Genomic DNA, 24,430 nt, shown 5'->3' with positions numbered 1-24,430 from the left:
CACACAACTCATAGAAATCACATTCCCGAAGGAGAAAATCCATGTCGCAGACCGTGAAGGGCGTCATCGCCCGTAGTAAGGGCGCCGAGGTCGAACTGGTCGACGTCGTCGTTCCCGATCCGGGCCCCAACGATGTCATCGTGCGGGTGCAGGCGTGCGGCGTCTGCCATACCGATCTGGCGTACCGTGACGGCGGCATCAACGACGAGTATCCGTTCCTCCTGGGTCACGAGGCCGCCGGTGTCGTCGAGTCCGTCGGGGAGCGCGTCACGCACGTGGCCGAGGGTGACTACGTCGTCCTCAACTGGCGCGCGGTGTGTGGCGAGTGCCGTGCGTGCAAGCGCGGGCAGCTCGAGTACTGCTTCAACACTCATAACGCGTCGAAGCCGATGACCCTCACCGACGGCACCGAGCTCACGCCCGCACTTGGTATCGGGGCGTTCATCGACAAGACGCTGGTCCACGAGGGCCAGTGCACGAAGGTCGATCCGTCGGCCGACCCGGCGGTCGCCGGTCTGCTCGGCTGTGGCGTGATGGCTGGCATCGGTGCCGCGATCAACACCGGCAGGGTCACCCGCGGTCAGTCCGTGGCCGTGATCGGGTGCGGCGGTGTGGGCGTCGCCGCGATCGCGGGCGCGCGACTCGCCGGGGCCTCCGAGATCATCGCGGTGGACATCGACGACACCAAGCTCGAGTGGGCCAAGGACTTCGGGGCGACCCACACGGTCAACTCGACCTCCACCGACCCCGTCGCCGCGATCCAGGAGCTCACCGGCGGTTTCGGTGCCGATGTGGTGATCGACGCGGTCGGCCGGCCCGAGACGTACGAGCAGGCGTTCTACGCCCGCGACCTCGCCGGCACGGTCGTCCTCGTGGGAGTTCCCACGCCGGAGATGCGCCTGGAGCTCCCGCTGCTGGACTTCTTCGGCCGCGGCGGGTCTCTCAAGTCCTCCTGGTACGGCGACTGCCTGCCCGAGAGGGATTTCCCGATGCTCGTCGACCTGCATCTGCAGGGTCGACTGCCGCTGGAGAAGTTCGTCTCCGAGCGGATCGGTATCGACGCCGTCGAGGCGGCGTTCGACGCCATGAAGTCCGGTTCCGTACTGCGATCGGTGGTGACGTTGTGAGTGAGACCTACACCAGTGCCGGCTACGCCGGCGGGCTGCGTATAGAGAAGGTCGTCACGAGCGGGATCTTCGCTCTCGACGGCGGCGAATGGGAGGTGGACAACAATATCTGGATCCTCGGGGACGACTCCGAGGTGTTCGTGATCGACGCGGCCCACACGGCCCAGCCGATCATCGACGCGGTCGGGGGGCGGAAGGTCAAGGGCATCCTGTGCTCGCACGCCCACAACGACCACATCACCGTGGCGCCGGAGCTGTCCGAGAAGCTCGACGCCCCGATCCTCGTCCACCCGGGTGACCAGATGCTGTGGGACGAGACGCATCCCGACGTGTCCCACGGTGAGCTGCAGGACGGTCAGCAGTTCGAGATCGCCGGCACCCGCGTCGAGGTGATGAACACCCCTGGGCATTCGCCGGGTTCGTGCGTGTTCCACGTTCCCGAGGCGGGTGTCCTGTTCTCGGGCGACACACTGTTCTCGGGCGGGCCGGGCGCCACCGGCCGCTCCTACTCGGACTTCCCGACGATCATCACCTCCATCCGCGAGCGGATCCTCACGCTCCCCGCGGAGACCCTCGTGCACACCGGTCACGGTGACGGCACGAAGGTCGGCGACGAGTCCCCGCACCTCGAGGAATGGATCAAGCGCGGGCACTGACGGGCTTCGGTGCGTTCGGGTCCGACTCGGTCGAGTGGGCTCGGGTATGGATGTCGAGCATCGCCAGGCCGCCGGGATCCCGTCCCCGCAGGAGACGACTCTGCGGTGCGTGCATACACCGCGCGCAGGGTGCCTACTGACGCGAGTGAGATCCGGCTCGATTTCGTGGTCCACGGCGAGGAGGGTGTCGCCGGACCATGGGCCCGCACAGTCCAGCACGGTGCGAGTGTGGTCGTGAGCGGTGCGTGGCGGCTATCGCCCTGACCCGGTGCGCGCGTGACGTGGCCGGGCGGCGACGTGCAGGTGTTCGCCCGCGGCGAGTCGGATGCGGTGACGAAGCACGTGCGACCGCATCCGTGCCGGGAACGTGGGGTCCGGCCGAGAGCGGGCATCGATCTCCGGCTACTGGGGCCGTAACCGCCCCGAGGGAAGGGCTTTCGGACCAGGAGGAGAGACCTGGTGGAGTCGAAGGCAGGCTCGGGGGTGAAGCCACTGGGTCGATCGGCGATCACCGGAGGGGCCTCGGTCGCAGCCAGGGCAGGGTCCCGGTTGCGACCGAATACGGCCCTCCCGTGCAGGACGCCGTTGCGAGTCGTCAGCGGCTGCGGTGACGTTGGCCGGGGAGATCCCCGGGCTAAGCGGGTGTCGGGCGATCTGTGGCGACGACGACGACTTTCCGGTAGCCCCGCGAGGTGAGCCACTGGCCCGAGATCGTCTCAAAAAATCGCCGCCGGAACCGTCCTCGGCCCAGACCGAGCAGGAGTCAGCGGTGCTTATTGGCCGGTGCGGGCGCTGGCCAGGCTGAGCTTCAGGGCTAGGAGCACGATTGCCAGTAGTAGCCCGGTCCAGGCGACCGGGCCGGATGCGACGACGAGACCGGCCATGGCGGAGGCGGCTGCGCCGAGGACGAACTGCCCGGCGCCGAGGAGTGCAGCGGCCTGGCCCGTGTTCTCTTCTACCGAGGACAGGCTGTTGCTCATGAGGGCGGGCTCGGCGACACCCAGGCCCAGCATGATCACGGCGACGGTGGCGACGAGTACTCCGATCGGCGCGCCGACGACGGTCACCAGCACCGCCAGCGCGGAGCCGACGCCGGACAGGACCACGCCGGTGACGGCCAGCGTGTTCTGCTCGAGGCGCTTGGCCAACCGGTTCGCGCCGAACGCGCCCGCCATCAGGGCGATGCCAGTGCAGGAGAACAGCATCCCGAACGCTTCCGAGCTGACACCGTAGTCGTCCTGGTAGATGTAGCTGGCGCCGCCGATGTAGGCGAACAGCAGCATGAACATCGAGACCACGGCCGCCCAGGGCAGGACGAACGTGCGGGAGGTCAACAGTGTCCTATAGCCACGCGCGGTCGAGCCAAGCGCCACGGGTGTGCGACGCTCTGCAGGGTGGGACTCCTTCAGAAAGGCTGCGGCATAGAGCATTGTCAGTACGCCGAGGATCGCCAGGGTCCAGAAGACCGAGCGCCATCCGAGCACGGCGTCCAGCCACCCGCCGACGGCGGGGGCGACGATCGGAGCCAGTGCGGTGACCGTCATGAGGACGGCGAACAGCTGAGTGGCGGCATGGCCCGAGGCCCTGTCCCGCACGGTGGCGTTGGCGACGACCGCCCCGAGCGCCCCGCCGGTGGCCTGGAGGAGGCGGGCGATGATGAGCCAGCTCATGCTCGGAGCAACAGCGGCGAGCACGGAGCCGGCCACGAACAGTCCCAGACCGATGAGCAACGGCCGGCGGCGACCCACTGCATCCGTGATGGGCCCCGCCACGAGTTGGCCGGCCCCGAGCAGGAGCAGGTAGCCCGTGAGTGTCAACTGCGTGGCCCACACCGGAGCGGAGAACTCCCGGCCGATGTCCGGCAGGGACGCGAGGTACATGTCGATCGCGAACGGCACGAGGCCGACGATGGCGGCAAGGCCCACCACCACGGTGGGTGCCGCGGCGCGAGGAGAGGCGGGTGTCATGGTGTGGTTCATGGGTGATTCCTTTGAAGAATCCGAGGGCCCTCTGACGCGGGGAGTGCGGGTGACCGGACGAGTCGTCGCGTGCCGCCGGAACGACGACACTAACCCATAGTGATACGATCGTATAACAATGTGAGGGGATCACAGATGTCAGCCGCACAGGTGCGAGGCCAGCAGCGCCGCTCAGCCATCTTGGACGCCGCCACGTCTCTGCTGTTCGGCTCCGGCATGTCGGCGGTGACCCACCGCCAGGTCGCTGCGGCTGCGAACGTTCCGCTGGGGTCGATCCGCTATTACTTCTCCACCAGAGAGGACCTGCTCCTGGCCGCGGTGGACCGGCTCGAGACTGAACGCAGTTTGGCAGCCGACAAGGCCCTGGTTGAGGCGTCGGAGAGTGCCACGCCGCGTGAGGCTGCCGAGTTGTTCCTGCTCGCCTTCTACGGTCCCGACCTGAGCGATAGGCGCTTGGCGGGGTATGTGGGGATCGTCGTGGACTGCTCGCGCGAATCCGAGCGCCTCTCACTGCGCATGCGCGAGCACCGGCAGATCATGGACCGACAACTACGCGACCTGCTAGACGCCTGCGGTTACCGACACGTCCCGGTCTCACTGGCCACGGCCGTCGTGGACGGAAGCCTGCTCAACGCCGCAGCGCTTCGCCTGAGCGACCTCGCGAACATCGCAGTCCAAGAACTCACGCCACTATTGACCCGTTCCGGATGACCGGCCCCACCTCGTCTCGAATCGGTAATTTCTGAAGCCGGACTTGTGGCTACCCATGAACAAATAACTTCGCGTAGTTGCTGGCGGTCCTTCGGGGCGCACATCTTCGACACCGCTCCGGACGCCGGCGACGACCGCAGCGCAGGCGAGGTGCGTGAGCGGCGCGGGACGGGCGAGTTCGCCGCCTTCGCGAGAAGCCACAGCTGGCCGCGTTCGGAGTCGACGCGGACACGGTCGGCACGCAGGAGGACCGGCACGGCGGCAGCCGACGGCAGAAGAAGTGAGGATGGCCGTTTGGGCCAACGTGGCGCGGCAGGCGGCCATACTCGACTGATGGCTATCGATCCCCGCGGAAGAGACCTCAAGCGCTACCTGGAGGAAGACCCCGGCGGTCCGGTGGTGATGCTGAACCTGCTCCGGTTCGCCGACGGCGGGCGAGAGGACTACGCGCGGTACGCCGCGGCGCTGAACGAGACGTTCCTCCCCCGCTACGGCGCTGAGGTTCTCTACGCGGGTGACGGTTCCACAGTCCTGGTCGCCGAGACCGGCCAGGACTGGGATGCCGTTCTGTTGGTCCGATACCCCAGCCGCGCCGCGTTCAGCGAGATGGTCGCCGACCCCGAGTATCAGACCGTCACGGCACTGCGTACCAGCGCGTTGCAGGAAGCGGTGCTCCAGGCCACTACCCCCTGGGCCTGACTCCGATCCCGAAGGCACGTCGATTCCGACGCGCATGGCCGCGTGCGATCGCGCGCAGAATGCGGGACGCCGGGGCTACTGATGGGCTCGTCGTCGTCGCCCCAGGACGGCGTGGAGCACCAACGCGAGCATCACCGTCGCGCAGCAGATCACACCCACGCCGAACGCCATGGTGATTCCCTCGTCGGTCGAGTACGCGGAGTCGGAGGGGTGCGCGGCGAGGACGGCGGCCGACAGTGCCGCGCCGATCGCGCCACCGACCGTGCGCAGCACCTGGTTGAAGCTCACCGCGCTGCCGAGCTGGTCCACCGCCACGCTGCGTGCGATGAGCGCGGGCATCGCGGCGTAACCCGAGCCGATCCCGGCACCGAAGAGGAACATGCCGATAGCCAGCGTCCAGAAGTCGCCGTGCCGCAGCCACAACAGGACCGATGCCACCGTCATCACGGCCGCGCCGACGGGGAGGAAGACCGCCATGTCGTAGCGGCGGGACAGGGCACGGACCGTGCGGTTGGCCACGAGACTGCCCGCCGACAGGGGCGCCATCATGAAGCCCGCCCACATCAGCGGCACCGCCAGGCCGAAGCCGGTGTCGGCGGGCGCCTGCGCCACGAGGCTCGCGATGGACAACCCGATGTACATGGCGGTGCCCAGGCCGATCGCGGTGGCGTTGGCCAGCAGGACCTCGGGCCGGCGGACCACGCGGAGGTTGACCAGGGGGTGCAGCGTGCGGATGCTGTGCACGATCCAGAAGAGGAGCGTGTTCAGCGCGACCACGAGGACGACGAGCGCCGTCGCCGACCCCCAACCCCAGGTCTGACCCTCGGAGATCCACAGCAGCAACGCGGCCAGACCGCCGCCCAACAGCAGGGCCCCGCCCATGTCGAACGGCGTGCGGGGCGCGAGCGGATCGGGGCCGGCGGGGATGAAGCGCCAGACGCCGATCGCCGCGGTGGCCACGAACAGTGCCGCGAAGGCGAACGCAGCCCGCAGGTCGAAGGTGGCCGCGAGGATGCCGGTGAGCGGGTAGCCCAGCCCCATCCCCACCGACACGGTGACCGAGAGGGTCGAGATGGTGGGCTGCGATTCGGTGTAGGTGAGGTGCCGGCGGGCCAGGGCGATGGTGACGGGCACCGTGCCGTAGAGCAGTCCCTGCAGCGCGCGGCCGATGAGGAAGACGGTGAAGCTCGGCGCGACCGTGGCGATGATGGACCCGAGGAAGATCACACCCAGACTGGTCAGCAGCAGTTTGCGGGTATGGGGGCCGTCGGCGAGGCGACCCATGATCGGGGTCGCGACCGCGCCGACGAGCAGGTTGGCCGTGAGCATCCACTGCGCCGTGCTCACCGGGATGCCGAACTCCGCGGAGACCGACGGCACCAGCAGCATGCCGAGGGAACTGACAATCGAGCTGGTCAGCGCGGCGTAGACGAGGGCCTGGACGAACCAGCGGGGCGCCGGGCGGCGGTAAGGAGTCATCGCGCGTCCTCGGACTCGAGGCGGCGGAGCAAGGGGATCGCGGCCGCGAGACGGTCGCGCTCGGCGTTGTCGAGGTGGTCGGCGATCGCGTGGGCCAGCCAGTCCTGGCCCGCGGCCCACTCGGTGCGGAGCTGCTCTTGCCCGTCTGCGGTGATGGTGACGAGGGTCCGTCGGCCGTCGGCGGGGTCCGGACTGCGGGAGACGAGTCCGAGATCCTGCAGTTCGCGGACGGCGTTGGCGACGGCCTGGTGGCTGATTCGCTCGAGGCCGGCCAGGTCGGTCGCGGTCAGGGGCCCGCGCTGCTCCAGGCGGGAGAGGATCCCGACCTTGCCCATCGACAACGTCCGGTGGGAGTTGAACCGTCGCCACAGGGGACGCAGCGCGTGGCGGAGATCGTCGGCCAGGGCGTCGATGTCGGGTGGTGGGTCGGTGGGCGGGTCTGCGGGCGTCACTCCGGCGAGTCTACAACCGAATTGCGCAACCTGCTTGCGCAAGCGTAGGGGGCGGACGGTGGGGCCCATCGAGAAGAGCGTTCCGCGCACCTGTCTCTCGGTCGATACGTGCGGAACTGTCTTGTCGACGTCGGGTCCGGGGCCGGGCCGCCAGCCCCGGGGCCCGGTGGTCCGGAGTCGCTGGCCTCAGTAGGTCCCGCAGTTGCTCGGCGCCGGGACGCCGTTGACGCGGTCGTCGAGGTAGCGCAGGTTTCCGTCCAGTCCGGTGAGCATGGGTGCGGCGTGACCGATCACCAGGCCGGGCGCGACGGCAGGCATCGGGTCGATGACCATGTCCACGGTGGCGCCCTGCGCGCACCAGTCGCGACCCAACTGTTGCGACTGGTGGCCGGGGACGACGTCGTCGTTCACGGGCGAGAGGACGCGCACGGGAGTCGTGGGGGCGAGCCGTCCGATCCGCTGGCGATCGAGGAATTCCATGAGTACCGGCTCGGAGCGCACGATGTCGCCGGCCGACTGTCCTGAGACCGTGTAGTCGGTGGTGCGCTGCTGGAAGAACTGGACCGCGGTCTCGCCGATGCACTGGTCGGCGGTGACCGCGAGCATGGCGCGGCCCCGGTCGTTGAAGTACGGGTCGATGACCGGCCCCATCCCCGGGTAGGCGTCGAGCAGGCTGTTGAGCGAGTAGCCGATCACTCCGGCGATCGCGGTGCCGTCGACCTGCTCGAGGGTGGCCAGCAGGTCGGCCGGCGGCGAGCCCGCGGCGGTGCCCACCAGGTTGACCTCCGGCGCGTACTGCGGGTGCAGTTCGGCGGCCGCGGCGACGGCGCCGCCGCCCTGTGAGTAGCCGGCGAAGACCGTGCGGGCGTCCGGGGCTATGTCGGCGCCCGGCACCGACGCCGCGACGCGCGCCAGGTCGAGCACGGCACGCGCCTGGGACTCGCGATTGATGTACGAGTGCAGGCCCGGCGTGCCGAGGCCCTCGTAGTCGGTCATGGCGACCGCGTACCCGCGGGCGAGCAACGCGTAGGCCTGGATGAGCTCGTACCCGAACCCCACGCCCGGCGGGTCGGTGCGGACGGTGGCGAGATTCTGGAAGGTCTTGGACGGTGCGCAGTGGTCAGCCTGGCCCTGGGTGCCCGGCGCGACGACGGCCAGCGGACGCGACCCGGGCCCGGTCCACGGTGCGCGCGGTTGCAGGTAGGCGCCGGTCACGGCGATCGCTTGGCCGCGCGACCCGACGGAGGTGTACATGATGCGCTGCGCGTCGGTGGACAGCGGCCCGGCGGCGTCGGAGATCGGCCCGGCGCCGGGGATCGGCGGGAGCGCCCCGGCCAGCGGGAACGGCTCGCTCTTGATGAGGGCGCCGGGAGTGCTGGGAGGCTCGGCCGGCGGCTGGTAGAACGAGGGCACCGGGTCGTTGGACGAACCCTGGGCGCCGGCGGCCGGCGCGGTGAGGGCGCCCGAAGCGAACGCGGTGGCGATTGCGGTGGCGAAGGCGGCTGCGCGGAGCGCGGTGCGGCGAAGTGTCACGGTCCCCCCGGACTCATATGGCGTGGATCACGATAAAGCGGAGCTTAGTCGGGAATCGCCCGTCGCGGTGAGATGTCGTCGGAGGGTGGCCCGTCGTCGTGCGACGGCGCGGAAGGAGCTGCCTCGCGGGCGACCGCGATGCCTGTCGCCCACCCGGGTGCTGAGCCGCAGTCGGGCGGCCGGAGCGGCCCCGCGTGCACGCCGGGCCGGTCGCGACGACGACCACCGAGGGGGCGACGCGTCCCCAGGCCGGCGCCATCTCGATCACGTGGCGCCGCAGGTCGTGATCGGGCGGATCGGTGAAGGTCTCCGGGGCGCCGTGGAACAGCGGACGCGGGTCCCGGTGCTCGCGCCAGGCCCGGTAGCGCTCCCTCCAGCGGCTGGTGTGAATCACCAGGTGGCCACCGGCGCCGACCGGCAGCCACCACAGGGCCACGCGCGCCTCGCCCGCGACCGGGCGCTCCGGATGCATCGCCACGCGGGGAGAATAGACCCCGGGCTGCCAGCGCGGACCCGCCTGAGCGGCTACCGGCTGCAGGCTCTCCCGGAACCGGTAGCGCAGTCCGGCGACATGCAGATTCCACGCGAGGTGCTCGCGGCGGATCACGGGGTTGCTCTGCTCGTCATGTCGTCAGACGATGCGGCCCGCCCGGCCGGCCTCTCACTTGTCGCGGCTCTTGCGCGTCTCCTTGTCGTTGGCCTTGCGCAGCGCGTCGACGAGCTCGTCCTTCGTCATGTCCGAGCGGCCCGGGATGTCGAGCTTCTGGGCCTGCTCGTAGAGGTGCTCCTTGGTCGCGTTGGCGTCGACGCCGCCCTCGGACTTCCCGGACGGGTTCGGGCCCCCGCTCTCCGACTTCGAGTCCGACGGCCCGGAGGAGTCCTTGGGTTCCCAGTGGTCGCCGACCTTCTCGTGCGTGTGCTTCACCGCGCCCCAGGCGGTGCGGGCCACGCGGGATTCGCTGCTGTACTCCTCCTCGGCGGAGTCATAAGCTTTGGCGAACGTGTCCTTGGCCTTCTGGTCGCTGCGCTGGAGGGTCGAGGGCAGTTCGCTCTCCTTGGCGTGGCCGTCCTTACCGGTCTTGGGCATGACGTCTCCTCTTCTGTTCAACTGACGAGAATCTGAGTGGCGATTTCCTTGAGCTTCGCTTGGGCCCACGTGGCCTGACGCGTGGTCTGTGGCTGACATTCCTCCGCGACGGCGAGGAGATCGCGGTGTCGCAACCCCTGGGCCGCCTGGGCGATGAGGAGCCAGTCCATGGCGACTCCTGAGGCCTCCATATAGACCGTGCGCAGGTCCTCGAGAAGGAGCAGTTCTGCATCGCCGACCCGGCCGATGACCTCGCTACCCTTCTCCCGCACCTTGGCGGCCGGTCCCAGCTCGAGCCGGGGAGCGGGGTCGAGGTCCTGGTCGTAGTCGCCGCCGATCCGGGCGATCTCGGCGATGTGGGTCCGCGACCAGGCCACGAGATCGCGGGCGACGTGGTGGATTTCGTGGTCCACCCGGTGGCGCTCGGAGGTCTGGAGCAGTTTTCGCCCCAGCGCGACCTCGGAGCGGTGCAGTTCGCGCAGGACGCGCCCGAGCTTCATGACGCTCCTCCCGCGAGCGCTGTCGCCGCCTCGCTGCGGGCGGTGTCCCCGTCGTCGGCGATCCGGGTGATCCGCGCGGCGGCGGTCTTGAAGATCGGCTGTTTCGACACAGGGTCCCAATCCGTGGGTGTCAGCTCGTTGGCGGCCGTGGCGGGGGCGTCCTCATCCGGGCCGGGGCCGCTGGCGGAATCCCAGTATCCGTAGTGGAACGGCAGGAAGATCACGCCCTGCCGGATCCCGGTGATGCGCGCGGCGGCGCGGACCCGCCCGCGGGGCGTGGTGATCAGCGTGCCGTCGCCGTCGGTGATCCCGGCGGCGGCGGCGTCTGCCGCGGAGATCTCGACCCACACCTCCGGGGCGGCGGACTGGAGTTCGGGGGCCCGCCCCGTCTTGGTTCGGGTGTGGAAGTGATAGATCGTGCGGCCGGTGATCAGATGAAGGGGGTACTGATCGTCGGGGCACTCGTGGGCGGGGACGTACTCCGCGCCCTTGAGCATCGCCTTACCCTCCGGGTTCATCGCCTTGTACTCGGTGGCGTCCTTCGGGGCGCCGGTGACCAGGTCGCGGCCGTAGTTCTCGCAGTAGTCGGGGGAGGCCCAGAACTTTCCGTCCGAGTAGAGCCGTTCGGTGCCGTCGGGGTGGGCCTCGTTGCACGGCCACTGGATGCCGGAGCCGCCGCGGAGCTTGTCGTAGGTGAAGCCGGTGTAGTCGCAAGGCCGACCGCGGGTGCACTCCTTCCACGCCTCGAAGGCGGACTCGGGGTCGTGCCACGTGATCAGCGGCTCGCCGTCCTTGTCTTTCAGTCCCAGCCGCCGGGCGTAGTCTATGAAGATGTCGAGGTCCGGCCGGGCCTCCCCGGGCGGCTCGACGGCCTTCTCCGACAAGTGGACGGTCCGGTCGGTGTTGGTGAACGTGCCGGTCTTCTCGCCCCAGGTCGCCGCTGGCAGCACGACGTCGGCGAGCTGCGCGGTCTCGGTGAGGAAAATGTCCTGCACGACCAGAGTCAGTCGCTCCTGCGAGAGGATCGACCGGATCCGGCGGAGTTCCGGTAGCGAGACGGCCGGGTTCGTCCCGCTCACCCACAGCAGCCGGATCGACCCCTCCTCGACGTAGCGCATGATCTGCATGGCGTGTGTCGGGGCGGTGTAGTGCGGGATGTCCATCGGGTCGACGTTCCAGATCCGGGCGAGATCCTCGACGTGTGCGGAATTGGACCAGTTCCGAAAGGCGGCCAGATCCCCGTCGGCCCCGCATTCGCGGGTGTTCTGCGCGGTGGGCTGGCCGTTCATCTGCAGGACGCCACAGCCTGGCCGACCCAGCATGCCGCGGAGCAGGTGGATGTTGTTGACCTGGACGGCCGCCGCCGTGGCCTGGTTGGACTGGTAGAAACCCTGCAGCACAGTGGACATCAGGCGCTCGGCGCTCCCGATCAGACGGGCGGCGGCGCGGATCTGCTCGGCCGGGACGTCGCAGATCTCGGCCACCCGCTCGGCCGGGTAATCGGCGACCTGCTGCTCCAATGAGGCGTATCCGACGGTGTGCTGGTCCACGTAGTCGTGGTCGACGTGGCCGGCGGCCAGGAGTTCGTGGATCAGGCCGTTCATCAACGCCAGGTTGGTTCCCGGTCTCGGGGCGAGATGGAGGGTCGCGTGCTCAGCGACCGGGGTCGGACGCGGGTCCACGCACAGCAGCTGTGGTGGATCGTCCCCGGCGAGTCGGTCGAGGATCCGCATCCACGTGACGCTCTGGGTCTCGGCCATGTTGTGGCCGTAGAGGCAGATGACGTCGGCGTGGTCGATATCGGCATAGGAGCCGGGCTGGCCGTCGCAGCCGAAGGAGGCCTTGAGAGCCGCGGCGGCCGTGGCCGTGCACAGCCGGGTGTTGCCGTCCACGTGATTGGTGCGGATGCCGCCGTGCGCGATGACGCCGAGCGTGTAGTACTCCTCGGCGAACAGCTGACCGGTGGTGTAGAAGCCGATCGCACTGGGGCCCTGCTCCTCCAGCAGTTCGTTGGTGCGGCCGACGATCCGTTCCATCGCGGTGTCCCAGTCCGTCTCCACGAGCTCGCCGTCCTCGCGGACCAGTGGCCGGGTGAGCCGGTCGGGCGAGGCGTTGGCCTGCCATCCGTACAGGTCCTTGACCCCCACCCTGCCGCGGTTGACCCGGTCGACCGCGCGGCCGCGCACGCCGGCGATCCGGTCGTCGCGGACCGCGATGTCCAAGGCGTCGCCGTTGGAGTGCAGGATCGACGCCGTCTGGACCCACCGCTCCACGTCGGTCTCCGCCACACCGTCGGCCAGGTGCATGTCCACCCGAACGGGCCATCGCTCACCGGGCCCGTAGGGCGTGCGGTCGCCCCACAGGTCGGCGACACGGTCGGGCGTCGACTTGCTCCGTCTCGTCATGACGAGTGCTCAGGTGTCGGCCGGACGACCGCGGTGGAGGAAGGACAGAGCGACCATGCCGATGCCCAGGCCCAGGTGCAGCCAGTTGTCGGCCGTGTTGAGCGGCACGAAGTTCGCCGCCGAGTCGTGGCCGACGAGCATTCCGTAGATCCACAGGACGAGGTAGACGATGCCGCCGACGAGCAGAAACAGGCGGGCTTGAGCCGGGGTGCGGGACATGAGGATGCCGAGCACGCCGAACACCAGGTGGACGACGTTGTGGAGGATCGACACCTGGAACACGCCGAGCAGCATGGCCGTGGATTCGTGGCCGATGAACTGCATCGAGTCGTAGTCGGTGGTGATGCCCGGGATGAATCCCGCGATCCCCACGAGCAGGAACACCACGCCCACGACGAGGGAGGCGAGCTGCACCGGAAGGCGGGGGCGGGCAACGTTTTCGGGTTGTGCGGTCATGACTGCCGTTCCTTTCTCGACTGGTCGACAACGAGAAGCAGGTGTGGTCTCGACCATAGAAAGAACCGCCGCGAAACGACACCGGTAGCGGCGAGCAGATCGCCACCCTTGCAAGGCATACCCTAGGGGGGTACCGTATGAGCCATGACCGAGCACGGATACACCCCCCACAAGGACGACCTCCTCAAGCGGCTGCGTCGCATCGAGGGGCAGGCCCGCGGGTTGCAGCGGATGGTCGAGGAGGACAAGTACTGCATCGACATCCTCACGCAGATCTCCGCCATGACCCGGGCGCTGCAGTCCGTCTCGCTGGGCCTGCTGGAGGAGCACCTCGGCCACTGCGTCGCCGGCGCCATCGAGCACGGCGGCCCCGAGGCCGAGGCAAAACTCGCCGAGGCGAACGCCGCCATCGCCCGCCTGGTCCGATCGTGAGCCGCGCCCGGAACTGAACCAGGTCCGAGCATCACGCCCCACACAGCCGACTGAAAGAAGGAACACCATGTCCGCCACCTACACCGTCTCCGGCATGACCTGCGGCCACTGCGTCGCGTCCGTGAAGGAGGAGGTCTCCGAGATTCCCGGCGTCACGGAGGTCGAGGTCGATCTGGAGTCCGGCCGCCTCGTCGTCGTCTCCTCCGACCCGGTCGATCCCGCGGCGGTCCGCGCCGCCGTGGACGAGGCCGGGTACACACTCACGGAGGCCTGACCGCCATGACCACGAGTGACTCCACCCGGACCTCCGCCGCCGATTCGGCGCGCGCCACCGGCGCGGCGCCCCCCACGACGTTCGTTGAGCTGCAGATCGAGGGCATGACCTGCGCGTCGTGCGCGAACCGGATCGAGCGCAAGCTCAACAAGCTCGACGACGTCACCGCCGAGGTCAACTACGCCACCGAGAAGGCGCGCGTCCGGATCCCGGAGGGCCTGCAGCCGCAGCTCCTGCTGGACACCGTCGAGCAGGCGGGATACCACGCGAGGTTGCCGAAGCCCCGGACTCGTCAGCCCGCCACGGGCGACGCCGCCACCGGCGACGCGTCCGACACGGACAGCGCCGCCGCCGACGCCGGCCGTACGGTCGGCAGCGCGCACAACCAGACCGACGACGCCGCCGGCCCCGATCGGGTCGACGACCTGCGCCGCCGCGTCCTCATCTCAGCCATCCTGTCGATCCCCGTCATCGCGATGGCCATGATCCCGGCGCTGCAGTTCACCAACTGGCAGTGGCTCTCGCTCACGCTCGCCGCGCCGGTCGTGGTGTGGGGCGCGTGGCCGTTCCACCGCGCGGCGGCGATCAACCTGCGCCACGGCGCGTTCACCATGGACACGCTCGTCTCGCTCGGCACGTCCGCGGCGCTGGCGTGGTCGCTGTACGCGCTGTTCTTCGGCCACGCCGGTATGCCCGGCATGACGCACGGGTTCGAGTTCAGCCTCTCGCCCAGCGACGGCGCGGGCGACATCTACCTCGAGGCCGCGGCGGGCGTCACCACGTTCATCCTGCTCGGCCGCTACTTCGAGGCCCGCTCTAAGCGCTCGGCCGGCGCCGCCCTGCGCTCGCTGCTCGAGTTGGGCGCCAAGGACGTGGCCGTCCTCCGCGGCGGCGTGGAGACACGCATCCCGGTGGACGCGCTGCAGGTCGGCGAGGAGTTCGTCGTGCGTCCGGGCGAGAAGATCGCCACGGACGGCGAGATCGTCGACGGCGCCTCCGCGGTCGACACCTCCATGGTCACCGGCGAGTCCGTGCCCGCCGAGGTCGGCCCGGGTGACGCGGTGGTGGGCGGCACCGTCAACGCGAGCGGCCGCCTCGTCGTGCGCGCGACCCGCGTCGGCGCGGACACGCAGCTCGCGCAGATGGCGCAAATGGTCGAGGACGCCCAGTCGGGCAAGGCCGCCGCGCAGCGTCTGGCCGACCGCATCTCCGGCGTGTTCGTGCCTGTCGTGCTGGTGCTGGCGGTGGCGACGCATCTGTACTGGCTGGTCACCGGGGGTGGCGCGTCGATGGCGTTCACGGCCGCCGTGGCAGTGCTCATCATCGCCTGCCCGTGCGCGCTCGGCCTGGCCACGCCCATGGCGCTCATGGTGGGCACCGGGCGCGGCGCCCAGCTGGGCATCCTCATCAAGGGTCCCGAGGTGCTGGAGTCCACGCGCGCCGTCGACACCATCGTCCTGGACAAGACCGGCACCGTCACCACCGGCCGCCACGCGCTGGTCACTACAACTGTCGCGCGCGGCGAGGACCGCGCCGAGGTTCTGCGCCGCGCCGGCGCCGTCGAGGACGCCTCCGAACACCCCATCGCCCGCGCGATCGCCGCGGGTGCGCGCGAGGAGGTCGGCGCGCTGCCGGCCGTCGAGGGCTTCCGGAACCACGAGGGCCTGGGCGTATCGGGCCGGGTGGGTGGCGGCGCCGGTGTCCGCCGTGCGGTCGGCGCGGACGCCGTGGAGGGTGTCGACGACGACGAGGTGGTCGTCGTCGGCCGGCCCGCCCTACTGGCAGAGCGGGGCATGCCGCTGCCGCAGGAGCTGGAGGCGGCCTTCACCGAGGCCGCGCAGGCCGGCCGCACGGCGGTCGCAGCGGGCTGGGGCGGGAAAGCCCGCGGGGTTCTCGTGGTGGCCGATCAGATCAAGGACACCTCGGCCGAGGCCATCGGTCGCTTCCGTGAGTTCGGGCTCACGCCCGTCCTGCTCACGGGCGACAACGCCGCCGTGGCCGCCTCGGTGGCCGCCGAGGTCGGGATCGATCCCGGCCCGGAGACAGTGATTGCCGAGGTGATGCCCGCTGACAAGGTCGAGGTGGTCCGCCGCCTGCAGTCCGAGGGCCGGGTCGTCGCGATGGTGGGCGACGGCGTCAACGACGCGGCCGCTCTCGCCACCGCCGACCTGGGTCTGGCGATCGGCACCGGCACGGACGCGGCGATCGAGGCCTCCGACCTCACCCTGGTCCGCGGCGACCTGCGCTCGGCGGCCGACGCGATCCGCCTGTCGCGGCGCACGCTGGGCACGATCCGGGGCAACCTGTTCTGGGCGTTCGCCTACAACGTCGCGGCGCTGCCGCTGGCCGCGGCCGGGCTGCTCAACCCGATGATCGCGGGGGCGGCGATGGCGTTCTCGTCGGTGTTCGTGGTGGCCAACAGCCTGCGACTGCGGAGGTTCCGCGCCGACGTCTGACCGAGGGGCGGGCGTACCGGCGTGCGCCCTGAACCGGACCCTGAGTCCCCCGTCAGGGGCACTCAGGGTTCCTACTATCGAGGTCATGAATCAGGACGCCGATCTCTCCGTGGCCGTTCCGCGCGACACCCTCGCGCCCACACCCCCGACATCCACTGACGTCGGGCCCACCGACTCCGGCCGAGCCCGGCGCCGGTGGGTGACTGCAGGCTGGATCGCCCACTGGGTGCTGCGCCTCTGGTTGGCCTGCACGTTGCTGATTTACGGCTGGTCCAAGGTGTTCCTCATGCAGATGGGCGTGGCCGACTACGGCGACTCCCTGACGACATTCGGTGAGATGAGCCCGATGGGCCTGCTCTGGCGGTTCATGGCCTTCTCGCCGATCGTGCAGATCCTGGCGGGAGTGGCCGAGGTGGTGGCTGCGGCGCTTCTTCTGTTCCGGCGGACGGCGTGGCTGGGTGGGCTCGTGGCAGCCGCGGTGATGGCCGTGGTCTTCTTGCTCAACATGACCTTCGACGTTCCGGTCAAGCAGCTCACTCTGGTCATGACGCTGGCGGGTCTGGTGGTCGCGGCCCCGTGGTTCGCGCACCTGGGCAGGATCCTCACCGGTCGACCGGTGCCCGCGCCGATGCTCCCCCGCCCCGTGCCCTGGACACGGTTGCAGCGAGTCGCCCGGTGGGCGGGGCCACTGACGGCGGTCGCGGTGCTGGGCGTCTCGGGAACGGTGTTCGCGACGATGACTGGTGGCGCCGGCGTGGCGGCGCCGATGTCACCGGGGCTACCGGGTGTGTACCGGGTCGTCGAGGACACCGCTCCGCCCGCTGACCAGCTCGTCGAGGACGCGCGCTGGCAGCAGGTGGCGTTCGGCCAGCACGGGGTCGAGCACGCGCGGTTCGCCCTGAGGCTGGCGAACGGGGAGTTCTACGAGGGCCGCTACTCCGTGGACGGAGACCGGGTGCTGATCGATCTCTACCCGGCACGGGAGGGAGACCGTCCATTGGTGCGCGAGTACGAACGCACCGTGGTCTTGACATGGGCGCCGGTCCCGGCGGGGGTCGCACTGTCCGGGGAAGGGGTGGACGTCATCCTCGCGGAGGACCCGGAGTCGCGGTACCTGTTCGATCGCGGCTTCAGCTGGGCGCCGACCACTCCGGTCAACCGCTGACCGCCCGTCGGACGGCACCTCCCGTCGGACGCTGGCAGTCGTCTCCGGGGCCGGACTCCGGCTGCGACATCGGCCCCCGCGTGGTTGGGTGGAGTTATGAGGTCTCACATGAATCCCGCGGCCGATACATCCTCCGGGCGCCCCGGTGACCTCGGAGAACCAGGCGGGCCCGCCGACGTCGCCGGCCCGGGCACCCTCGCGACGCCGACCGGCTGGGCACTGCCGGTCATCACCGTGCTGGGCACCGCCGCGGCGATCGTGGCCGCGTTCTTCGGCAGTGGCGCGATGGGTGGCACCCCTATCGCCGAGGCCGCCGGCGGAGTCCTGTCCGCCGACGCCACGCCGGTCGCCCCCGCCGGGTCGGCGTTCAGCATCTGGAGCGTCATCTACATCGGCCTCGCCGCGTACGCCCTGTGGCAGCTCACCCCGACCGCCCGTCGGTCGGCCCGGCAGGCGGCGCTGCGGCCGTGGGCGCTGGCATCGGTGCTGCTCAACGCGGCGTGGATCTGGGCGGTCCAGCTGGAACTGATCCTGGGTTCGGTCATCGTGATCGTGCTGCTGCTGGCCGTGCTCGTGCGCATCCTGTACATCCTCGGCGCGCCGCGGATCGGCGGGGTGGTCGAGTCCGTGGTCACCGACGGCACCTTCGGGCTGTACCTGGGCTGGGTGTCCGTGGCGTTCTTCGCCAACACCTACGCGTGGCTCGCGAGCGCGGGCGTCGACGTGGTGGTCGAGGTGCCGTTCGGCATCGTCGGCATCGTGGTGGCCGCGGCGGTCGGCGTGGCCACCGCGCTCATCAGCGGCGGGCGGATCCCGCCGGCGCTGGCCACCGCATGGGGCCTCGCGTGGGTCGCGTACGGCCGCACCTCGGGCGAACACGAGTCGGCCGCCCTGGTGTGGACCGCGGCGATCGCCTCGGTGGTCGTGGTGGTCGTGGCGCTAGGCCGACGGCTGTCGACGCTGCGGCGCGAGCGCGGCCGCGGTGCCGCCGACCGCGGGGCGCGCCAGCCCGTCTAACCGGCGAAGGCTGCTGAGCGCGCCACCCAGTAGGCGGCGCCGAGTACCGCGCCGAGGATCATCGCTGGGCCGAACGCGATCCCGCTCTTGGCGGTGACCCGTCGGGACGCGAGGAGCACGAGCGCGACGACGGCATTGAGCGCGAACGCGGCGAGGGTGCCGGCGAGGACGGCGGGCCAGCCGAGCCAGCCGAGGAGCGCCCCGAGCGCGCCCGACAGCTTGACGTCACCCAACCCGAGGCCGGACGGGTTGATCAGCGCGAGGACGAAGTAGAAGCCGAGCAGCGCGACGGCCGCGGCGGCGGCCCGTCCGAGTCCTGCCCAGTCGTCGGTGAGCCAGGCGGACACCGCGAGCCCGGCGAACAGGGCGGGATAGAGCGGGCCGACGATCGCGTCGGGTAGCCGGAACACCGCCAGGTCGATCGCGATGAGCAGGCCGCACGCCACCGCAAGCGCGGCGAATGCCACCAGCTCGGCCCAGTTCGTCGCGAGCGCCGCGGCACCGGCGCCCCCGGCCGCGGCGAGCGCCACGTGCAGTCCGCTGCGCAGCCACCGCGAATCCGACTCGGCGAGCCGGCGCATCCACCGGGTGAGCGCGGCGGCGGCACCACCGCAGAGGAGGGCGCAGATCAGGGCGGTGACGGGAGTGGTCACGTCAGGAGAACGCCTCCATCATGTTGATGACGGTCGGACCGAGCAGCACGATGAACAGTACGGGCAGGATGCACACCAGGAGGGGGAAGATCACCTTGACCGGCACCTGCTGGGCCTTCTCCTCCGCCCGCTGCCTGCGCTTGAGTCGCATCTCGGCGGCTTGAGTGCGCAGGACGTCCGCGACGGAGATGCCGTAGGCGTCCGCCTGGATGATCGCTCGGACGAAGCGCCGCAGGTCGGGCACATCGGTGCGCTGGGCGAGGTTCTCGTAGGCGGTGCGGCGCAGCTGACCCACCTGGATCTCCTGCAAGGTGCGGATGAGCTCCTGCGCGAGTGGGCCGGTGCCGTTGCGTCCGGCGCGAGCCATGGCGGAGTCAAAGCCGAGCCCGGCCTCCACGGCGATGGTCATCTGGTCGAGAGTATCGGCGAGTTCCAGCTGGATCTCGTCGTTGCGCTCCTGGCTGCGACTGGTGAGCAGCAGCTCGGGCAGGAAGTAGCAGACCACGGCGGTACCGAGGACCAGCAGGAGCAGCAGCGGCTCGGGCCGCGAGCTCACCATCAGCAGGCCCAGCATCACCACGACGAGCGGCAGGCCGAGCTTGACCACGATGAGTCGCTCGATCGTCCACCCCTGCGGACGGCCGGCGCGAATGATGAGTCGCTCGAGCCGCTTGACGGTCCCGCGTGGGGTGAGTCGCCGGGCGATGTCCACGATCCGGCTGCTGGCCTGCTCCTCGTCGTCGACGGGGCCTGCGGCGACCCCGTACCCCGCGGTGAGTCCGCGTTGCAAGTTCTCCACGGTGCGCACGCGGGCGCTGTCACGGCCGGCGAAGACGCTCCAGGACAATAGGAACATCGACGTGGACAGAACGAACACGGCCAACACGGCGGTCAGCGGCATCGTGGGGCCTCCTTTCGCGGAGACGGGAGAGGGGAAGAGGGAGGGGAAACTGGGGCACCGGCGAGGAGGGGTTGGCCGACGGTCAGAACTTGATGGACACGACCTTGCTCAGCCAGAAGCCACCCACTGCGAGCATGACGACGCCGGCGCCGATCATGCCCCAGCCGAGCATGCTCTCGGTGAGCACACCGATGTAGGACGGGTTGGAGATGAACAGGAAGCCGCCGATTCCGAACGGCAGGGCCATGAGCACGTACGCGGAGAGCTTGCCCTCGGCGGCGAGGGCTTTGACCTGCCGGCGGATCTGGTTGCGCTCGCGGATGGTGTGGCCGACGGCGTCGAGCACCTCGGCGAGGTTTCCTCCGACCTCGCGGTTGATGGCGATGGCCTGGGTGACCCACACGAAGTCCTGGCTGCCCATGCGGGTGGCGGTCTCCTCGAGCGCGGAGCCGAGGTCGCGGCCGACGCGAGTCTCGTTGATGATGCGCGCGAACTCTTCGGAGGTGGGTTCCTCGGCTTCGCGCGCTACGGAGGCGAGCGCCTGCAGCATGGAGTGTCCGGCTCGGAGGCTGCTGGACATGAGCTGCAGAGAGTCGTCGAGTTGGTCGGCGAAGGCGGCGCGGCGCCGCGCGGCGAGGACCTTGAGCAGCCCGACGGCCCCAAGTGGGACCAGGAGGACGAGGAACAGGCCGAGGAGGACGCCGGAGAGCACCAGGCCTAGGGCGAACGCGACGAGGGCCGCGACGACGACGAGGAAGACGTAGTCCTGGAGCCGCATGCGGATGCCGGCTTGTTCGAGCGCGCCGGCGCCGGGGGTCCCGCGGCGGCGCAGGACGGCGTCGATCCCCTCGGTCAGCGCGGCGGCCGCGCGGTTCAGCAGGCCGGGGCCGGCGGACTGGCCGGGCCGGCGGCGCTCGCGCGGGATGTGGCCGGGCGCCGGGGAGATCACCAGATAGGTCGCCATGACGGCGGCGGCGACGAGCGCGACGATCCCGAGGCCGGCGGAGGAGAGCAGGGAGGAGATCATCGGATAGCTCCTGCTCCGTCGCCGGTGACCCCGAAGACACGGGGTGAGAGGGTGATGCCGAGCTCGTTGAACCGGTCGGTGAAGCGCGGGCGCACACCTGTGGCCAGGGGTTTGCCGAGGAACTTGCCGTCAGGGCCGATGCCAGCGGAGTAGTCGAACAGGAATGCGTCCTGCAGGGTGACGGTCTGGCCCTCCATACCCTGGACCTCGGTGACGGCGGTGACGCGGCGGGTGCCGTCGCGCAGGCGGGTGAGCTGGATGATCACGTCGACGGCGGAGGCGATCTGCTCGCGGATGGCCCGAAGCGGCAGGTCCATGCCGGCCATGAGGACGAGGGTTTCCAGACGGGCGATGGCGTCACGTGGCGAATTGGCGTGGACGGTGGAGAGAGAGCCGTCGTGGCCGGTGTTCATGGCCTGGAGCATGTCGAGGGTCTCTCCGCCGCGGACCTCACCCACGACGATGCGGTCGGGGCGCATGCGCAGTGAGTTTCGGACGAGGTCGCGGATGCTGATCTCGCCCTTCCCCTCGATATTGGCTGGGCGGGACTCCAGCCGGACCACATGGTCTTGCTGCAGCTGGAGCTCGACCGCGTCCTCGATGGTGACGATCCGCTCGCCGTCGGGGATGAAGGAGGACAGGACGTTCAGAAGAGTGGTTTTACCGGTGCCCGTGCCGCCGGAGACGATGATGTTCAACCGGGCCTCGACACACGCCTGCAGCAATTCGGCCATCTCGGGGGACAGCGTGCCGAACCCGATGAGGTCGCGGACCTGGAACGGGTCGGCGGAGAACTTGCGGATGGTGAGCGACGAGCCGTTGACCGCGAGGGGCGGGATGACGGCGTTGACGCGGGAGCCGTCGGCGAGGCGGGCGTCCACGAGGGGCGACGACTCGTCGATGCGGCGGCCGATGCGGGAGACGATCCGCTCGATGACCTGCCGAAGGTGCTCCTCGGAGGTGAACCGCGAGGGGTGGCGGGTGATCTGGCCGCGGCGTTCGACGTAGATCATGTCGGGCCCGTTGACCATGATCTCGCTGATGTCCGGGTCCTCGAGCAGCTTCTCCAGCGGGCCGTGGCCCAACACGTCGGCCTGAACGTCGGTGATGAGACGAAGCCGCTGGTCGCTGGTGAGGGGGATGGTCTCGTCCTCGACCACCTTGTTGAGCTCGGCTCGCACCATGTCGTGGAGCTGCTTCTCGGTGAGCGAGGGGTTGTTCAGGCGCGCGCCGATCCGCTCGAACAACGCCGAGGCTGCGCGTTCCTTGAGCGCGATGAGCGGATCGCCCGCCGGGTCCGCGGCGAAGTTCGGTTCGGGAACGGCCGCGGCGTGCGTGCTCGGGGCGGCGGTGATCTCTGAAGGTGAGCCGACAGGCGAAACGGCCTCCGAGTCCGCCGACGCGGGGGCGGAGGTGACTTCTTCAGTGCCGACGGCGCCGCGGACTGCCCGCAGGCGATCGGACAGGCTCATCGTTGGGCTCTCTTTCTCAGAACTCGGTGGCGTCCCCCTACTGGGGTCGGTTCGGTGGTGTCGACGGACTGCATCGCACCCGTGGTGAATCGACCCACCAGCTTGCGCAACTGCTTGGTCGCCGGGTCGCGGCCGTCGTTCTGCAGGAGGGGAACCCCTTGGTTTACGGAGGCCAGCACTCCGCGGTGACGGGGCAGGAGCAGTGTCACTCCGGTGCCGATCGTGGCCTCCACGTCTGACTTGCTCAGCCCGCTGTGGGAGTCGGCGAAGTTGACCACCATGTGGCGCCCCTCGAAGGACAGCCCCAGATCGCGCAAGATATCGAGCTCTTTGCGCATGGCTCGGACGCCGGGCACGTCGAGGCTCGTGAGTAGGAGCAGATCATCGGCCTGGTCCATCGCCGCCAACGCGTGGTCGTTGAGCCCGGGTGCCGTGTCGAGCACGACGTAGCGGAACTCGGCAGCGAGCGTCTGCAGGAGCTGGACGATGTCGGCGGTGGTGACCTCGTCCGCGTCGGCGGGGGAGAGCGGGGCGCACACCGTGTACAGGCCGGTGGGGTGCTGGGTGAGGAAGGTCTTGAGGACCATCGAGTCCTGTACGGCCGGGCCACGGATCACGTCGAGAAGCGTGTAATCCGGGTCGAGGTTCAGCGCGCTGGCCACGTCTCCGAACTGCACGTCGAGGTCCACCAGCACGGTGGACAGGGGAGCGGCACGCGCGAGGCCCACAGCTAGGTTGCTGGCGACGGTGGTCTTGCCTACTCCACCCTTGGGCGAGACCACGGCGATAACCCGTCCCTTGGTGGAGGCGTTGCCGTTGCTGGCGGGATCGCCATGGCCTTGCTGCGCGCCGTTCACCGACTGGACGGCGCGGTTGAGGACGTCTCGGAGCTCGTCGGGGTCGGCATCGGGACGGACCACGTCACGCGCACCCGCCCGCAGTGCGGCAAGGGCGAGGGAGTCGGGCTGCTCGCTGAACAGGATGATCGCCATCCCGGGTACTTCGGCGGAAAGCCTGCCGGACAGGGACAGAGCGTCGTCAAGGCCCGCATCGGTGTCGATGAGCACGATCTGCGGGATGGCAGCTCCGGAGCCCAGCTGTTGGAACAGCTGCGACGGTCCGGTGGGTATCGGTCGCGCACCGATCACCGAGATCCGGGTACGGGCCGCGTCGGCGACGTGCTGCCGCAGTTCGGCGGAGTCGGAGATCAGGAGTAGGTGGCTCATCGGTACGCGTTCCCGGGGTCGACGATGCGAGTGCCGTCAGTCGAGGCATCCGGGTGGACGATGGAGAGCCAGATGCTCCCGTTCTCGGCGGCGAAGATGATGGTTTCCGCGTCGCGTGCGTTGACCGCGAGTGTGACCATCGCCCCGCCGTCGTGCACAGGAGCCGCCGCCGGGTCGTCACTGGCCGCGGTCGACTCCTCGTCACCGTTGCTGCCAGCGGAGGGGGAAAGTCCGCCCTGCACCCGGGTGACCAGAATCTTGTCCAGGGTTAGGTGGGTCTGCTCACCTACGGAGATGAACACGCCCACGAGGTCGCCGGGGGTGACGGTTCCGCCCACGACGCGCGCCGAGTCCAGCGGCAAGGTCACTTGGTGCAGTCCGTCCGGGACGGGAATGCCGCCGAACTCCTGCATCTCTAGCGGGGTCGCGAATCGACCGGCCAGGAGCTGTTCTCCGGCCTGGATGTCGGTAGCGGCAACCAGTCCGGAGAGTTCCGCCAGTGAGCGAACCGCACCGGGCCCGACCCCGGACGACGGGATCTCCTCGGCGGTCACAATGGGTGCAATGCCCTCGGCGGGTGTTCCCTGCGGAATCGGTGCTGTGGCGACCAGGACGCTAACCGGTTCCATTCCGGCGAGCGCACGCTCGTCGGCGTTGTTGACGTAGGTGATGAGGAGCACCCCGCCGAGCACGGCCAGCACGGCTGCGGCCACCGCGGCGATC

Annotated in this window: 25 protein-coding genes; 10 read left to right on the top strand and 15 right to left on the bottom strand. The window is 69.7% G+C overall.

What is annotated here, in order from left to right:
- Positions 1–41: 41 nt before the first annotated feature.
- The 3 genes from A6035_RS16055 to A6035_RS19235 are packed head-to-tail and all read left to right on the top strand — an operon-like array spanning position 42 to position 2,047.
- Complete coding sequence (locus A6035_RS16055) at positions 42–1,127, top strand: S-(hydroxymethyl)mycothiol dehydrogenase (protein ID WP_108848761.1); 1,086 nt, start codon at positions 42–44, stop codon at positions 1,125–1,127.
- Positions 1,124–1,783, top strand: coding sequence for an MBL fold metallo-hydrolase (locus A6035_RS16050; protein ID WP_108848760.1), 660 nt, complete (start codon positions 1,124–1,126; stop codon positions 1,781–1,783). The genes A6035_RS16055 and A6035_RS16050 overlap by 4 nt, the downstream gene beginning before the upstream one ends.
- Before the next feature lie 9 nt (positions 1,784–1,792).
- On the top strand, positions 1,793–2,047 hold the full coding sequence (locus A6035_RS19235) for a siderophore-interacting protein (RefSeq protein WP_108848759.1): 255 nt from the start codon (positions 1,793–1,795) through the stop codon (positions 2,045–2,047).
- 509 nt (positions 2,048–2,556) lie between these two features.
- Here A6035_RS19235 and A6035_RS16040 read toward each other — a convergent pair.
- A complete protein-coding gene (locus A6035_RS16040; protein ID WP_200836461.1) occupies positions 2,557–3,762 on the bottom strand; it encodes a multidrug effflux MFS transporter in 1,206 nt (401 codons plus the stop codon).
- A gap of 135 nt (positions 3,763–3,897) precedes the next feature.
- Here A6035_RS16040 and A6035_RS19230 point away from each other — a divergent pair, with 135 nt between their 5' ends.
- Positions 3,898–4,473 (top strand): TetR/AcrR family transcriptional regulator, encoded by a 576-nt coding sequence (locus A6035_RS19230; RefSeq protein ID WP_108848758.1) that lies wholly within the window; start codon positions 3,898–3,900, stop codon positions 4,471–4,473.
- A gap of 333 nt (positions 4,474–4,806) precedes the next feature.
- Positions 4,807–5,172: a DUF1330 domain-containing protein gene (locus A6035_RS16030; protein ID WP_108848757.1), complete on the top strand. Its 366-nt coding sequence runs from the start codon at positions 4,807–4,809 to the stop codon at positions 5,170–5,172.
- A 75-nt stretch (positions 5,173–5,247) separates the two neighbouring features.
- Here A6035_RS16030 and A6035_RS16025 read toward each other — a convergent pair whose 3' ends face one another.
- From A6035_RS16025 to A6035_RS15990, 8 genes are all read right to left on the bottom strand, one after another.
- Positions 5,248–6,651 (bottom strand): MFS transporter, encoded by a 1,404-nt coding sequence (locus A6035_RS16025; protein WP_108848756.1) that lies wholly within the window; start codon positions 6,649–6,651, stop codon positions 5,248–5,250.
- Positions 6,648–7,103 (bottom strand): MarR family winged helix-turn-helix transcriptional regulator, encoded by a 456-nt coding sequence (locus A6035_RS16020; RefSeq protein ID WP_235026821.1) that lies wholly within the window; start codon positions 7,101–7,103, stop codon positions 6,648–6,650. The genes A6035_RS16025 and A6035_RS16020 overlap by 4 nt, the downstream gene beginning before the upstream one ends.
- Positions 7,104–7,289: 186 nt before the next feature.
- Positions 7,290–8,636 carry a lipase family protein gene (locus A6035_RS16015; RefSeq protein WP_108848755.1) on the bottom strand — a complete coding sequence of 449 codons (1,347 nt, stop codon included), beginning with the start codon at positions 8,634–8,636 and terminating at the stop codon, positions 7,290–7,292.
- A gap of 13 nt (positions 8,637–8,649) precedes the next feature.
- Positions 8,650–9,243, bottom strand: coding sequence for a hypothetical protein (locus tag A6035_RS16010; protein WP_108848754.1), 594 nt, complete (start codon positions 9,241–9,243; stop codon positions 8,650–8,652).
- A 54-nt stretch (positions 9,244–9,297) separates the two neighbouring features.
- Positions 9,298–9,723, bottom strand: a complete 426-nt coding sequence (locus tag A6035_RS16005) for a ChaB family protein (RefSeq protein WP_108848753.1) — start codon at positions 9,721–9,723, stop codon at positions 9,298–9,300.
- 17 nt (positions 9,724–9,740) lie between these two features.
- A complete protein-coding gene (locus A6035_RS16000; protein ID WP_108848752.1) occupies positions 9,741–10,223 on the bottom strand; it encodes a hypothetical protein in 483 nt (160 codons plus the stop codon).
- Positions 10,220–12,628, bottom strand: a complete 2,409-nt coding sequence (locus A6035_RS15995; RefSeq protein WP_108848751.1) for a molybdopterin oxidoreductase family protein — start codon at positions 12,626–12,628, stop codon at positions 10,220–10,222. The genes A6035_RS16000 and A6035_RS15995 overlap by 4 nt, the downstream gene beginning before the upstream one ends.
- Before the next feature lie 9 nt (positions 12,629–12,637).
- The gene (locus tag A6035_RS15990; RefSeq protein ID WP_108848750.1) at positions 12,638–13,084 is read right to left on the bottom strand and encodes a DUF4383 domain-containing protein; all 447 of its coding nucleotides are present in this window, start codon (positions 13,082–13,084) and stop codon (positions 12,638–12,640) included.
- A 144-nt stretch (positions 13,085–13,228) separates the two neighbouring features.
- On the opposite strand from A6035_RS15990, the gene A6035_RS15985 reads away from it, so the two are divergent.
- The 5 genes from A6035_RS15985 (at position 13,229) to A6035_RS15965 (ending at position 18,428) form a co-directional block, all read left to right on the top strand.
- The gene (locus A6035_RS15985; RefSeq protein WP_108848749.1) at positions 13,229–13,516 is read left to right on the top strand and encodes a metal-sensitive transcriptional regulator; all 288 of its coding nucleotides are present in this window, start codon (positions 13,229–13,231) and stop codon (positions 13,514–13,516) included.
- Positions 13,517–13,583: 67 nt separating this feature from the next.
- A complete protein-coding gene (locus A6035_RS15980) occupies positions 13,584–13,790 on the top strand; it encodes a heavy-metal-associated domain-containing protein (protein WP_108848748.1) in 207 nt (68 codons plus the stop codon).
- A 5-nt stretch (positions 13,791–13,795) separates the two neighbouring features.
- Positions 13,796–16,246, top strand: a complete 2,451-nt coding sequence (locus A6035_RS15975) for a heavy metal translocating P-type ATPase (protein WP_108848747.1) — start codon at positions 13,796–13,798, stop codon at positions 16,244–16,246.
- A gap of 85 nt (positions 16,247–16,331) precedes the next feature.
- A complete protein-coding gene (locus tag A6035_RS15970) occupies positions 16,332–17,411 on the top strand; it encodes a DoxX family membrane protein (RefSeq protein ID WP_208635548.1) in 1,080 nt (359 codons plus the stop codon).
- A gap of 108 nt (positions 17,412–17,519) precedes the next feature.
- A complete protein-coding gene (locus A6035_RS15965; protein WP_244192469.1) occupies positions 17,520–18,428 on the top strand; it encodes a tryptophan-rich sensory protein in 909 nt (302 codons plus the stop codon).
- Here the strand turns inward: A6035_RS15965 and A6035_RS15960 are convergent.
- The 6 genes from A6035_RS15960 to cpaB all read right to left on the bottom strand — a co-directional run bounded on the left by A6035_RS15960 (position 18,425) and on the right by cpaB (position 24,408).
- Positions 18,425–19,081, bottom strand: a complete 657-nt coding sequence (locus A6035_RS15960) for a prepilin peptidase (protein ID WP_108848745.1) — start codon at positions 19,079–19,081, stop codon at positions 18,425–18,427. The genes A6035_RS15965 and A6035_RS15960 overlap by 4 nt on opposite strands.
- Position 19,082: 1 nt before the next feature.
- Positions 19,083–19,982, bottom strand: coding sequence for a type II secretion system F family protein (locus tag A6035_RS15955; RefSeq protein WP_108848744.1), 900 nt, complete (start codon positions 19,980–19,982; stop codon positions 19,083–19,085).
- 82 nt (positions 19,983–20,064) lie between these two features.
- Complete coding sequence (locus A6035_RS15950) at positions 20,065–21,009, bottom strand: type II secretion system F family protein (RefSeq protein WP_108848743.1); 945 nt, start codon at positions 21,007–21,009, stop codon at positions 20,065–20,067.
- Complete coding sequence (locus A6035_RS15945) at positions 21,006–22,481, bottom strand: TadA family conjugal transfer-associated ATPase (RefSeq protein WP_108848742.1); 1,476 nt, start codon at positions 22,479–22,481, stop codon at positions 21,006–21,008. The genes A6035_RS15950 and A6035_RS15945 overlap by 4 nt, the downstream gene beginning before the upstream one ends.
- The gene (locus tag A6035_RS15940; protein ID WP_108848741.1) at positions 22,478–23,707 is read right to left on the bottom strand and encodes a CpaE/TadZ family protein; all 1,230 of its coding nucleotides are present in this window, start codon (positions 23,705–23,707) and stop codon (positions 22,478–22,480) included. Before A6035_RS15940 ends, A6035_RS15945 begins: the two co-directional genes overlap by 4 nt.
- The gene (gene cpaB / locus A6035_RS15935) at positions 23,704–24,408 is read right to left on the bottom strand and encodes a Flp pilus assembly protein CpaB (RefSeq protein WP_162534013.1); all 705 of its coding nucleotides are present in this window, start codon (positions 24,406–24,408) and stop codon (positions 23,704–23,706) included. The genes A6035_RS15940 and cpaB overlap by 4 nt, the downstream gene beginning before the upstream one ends.
- Between the last annotated feature and the right edge of the window lie 22 nt (positions 24,409–24,430).

Source organism: Dietzia lutea (genome assembly GCF_003096075.1).
Classification (GTDB): domain Bacteria; phylum Actinomycetota; class Actinomycetes; order Mycobacteriales; family Mycobacteriaceae; genus Dietzia; species Dietzia lutea.
The sequence above is the reverse complement of the archived record's forward strand: the minus strand, read 5'-3'. Positions and strand labels throughout refer to the sequence as shown.

Bases quoted from the DNA above. Each gene is read 5' to 3' on its own strand.
- A6035_RS15990 (WP_108848750.1), bottom strand. From the start codon at position 13,084: ATGACCGCACAACCCGAAAACGTTGCCCGCCCCCGCCTTCCGGTGCAG.
- A6035_RS16025 (WP_108848756.1), bottom strand. From the start codon at position 6,651: ATGACTCCTTACCGCCGCCCGGCGCCCCGCTGGTTCGTCCAGGCCCTC.
- A6035_RS16005 (WP_108848753.1), bottom strand. From the start codon at position 9,723: ATGCCCAAGACCGGTAAGGACGGCCACGCCAAGGAGAGCGAACTGCCC.
- A6035_RS16000 (WP_108848752.1), bottom strand. From the start codon at position 10,223: ATGAAGCTCGGGCGCGTCCTGCGCGAACTGCACCGCTCCGAGGTCGCG.
- A6035_RS15985 (WP_108848749.1), top strand. From the start codon at position 13,229: ATGACCGAGCACGGATACACCCCCCACAAGGACGACCTCCTCAAGCGG.
- A6035_RS15940 (WP_108848741.1), bottom strand. From the start codon at position 23,707: ATGAGCCACCTACTCCTGATCTCCGACTCCGCCGAACTGCGGCAGCAC.
- A6035_RS15975 (WP_108848747.1), top strand. From the start codon at position 13,796: ATGACCACGAGTGACTCCACCCGGACCTCCGCCGCCGATTCGGCGCGC.
- A6035_RS16040 (WP_200836461.1), bottom strand. From the start codon at position 3,762: ATGAACCACACCATGACACCCGCCTCTCCTCGCGCCGCGGCACCCACC.
- A6035_RS15995 (WP_108848751.1), bottom strand. From the start codon at position 12,628: ATGACGAGACGGAGCAAGTCGACGCCCGACCGTGTCGCCGACCTGTGG.
- A6035_RS15945 (WP_108848742.1), bottom strand. From the start codon at position 22,481: ATGAGCCTGTCCGATCGCCTGCGGGCAGTCCGCGGCGCCGTCGGCACT.
- A6035_RS15980 (WP_108848748.1), top strand. From the start codon at position 13,584: ATGTCCGCCACCTACACCGTCTCCGGCATGACCTGCGGCCACTGCGTC.
- A6035_RS15950 (WP_108848743.1), bottom strand. From the start codon at position 21,009: ATGATCTCCTCCCTGCTCTCCTCCGCCGGCCTCGGGATCGTCGCGCTC.
- A6035_RS15970 (WP_208635548.1), top strand. From the start codon at position 16,332: ATGAATCAGGACGCCGATCTCTCCGTGGCCGTTCCGCGCGACACCCTC.
- A6035_RS15955 (WP_108848744.1), bottom strand. From the start codon at position 19,982: ATGCCGCTGACCGCCGTGTTGGCCGTGTTCGTTCTGTCCACGTCGATG.
- A6035_RS19230 (WP_108848758.1), top strand. From the start codon at position 3,898: ATGTCAGCCGCACAGGTGCGAGGCCAGCAGCGCCGCTCAGCCATCTTG.
- A6035_RS15965 (WP_244192469.1), top strand. From the start codon at position 17,520: ATGAATCCCGCGGCCGATACATCCTCCGGGCGCCCCGGTGACCTCGGA.
- A6035_RS16055 (WP_108848761.1), top strand. From the start codon at position 42: ATGTCGCAGACCGTGAAGGGCGTCATCGCCCGTAGTAAGGGCGCCGAG.
- A6035_RS16030 (WP_108848757.1), top strand. From the start codon at position 4,807: ATGGCTATCGATCCCCGCGGAAGAGACCTCAAGCGCTACCTGGAGGAA.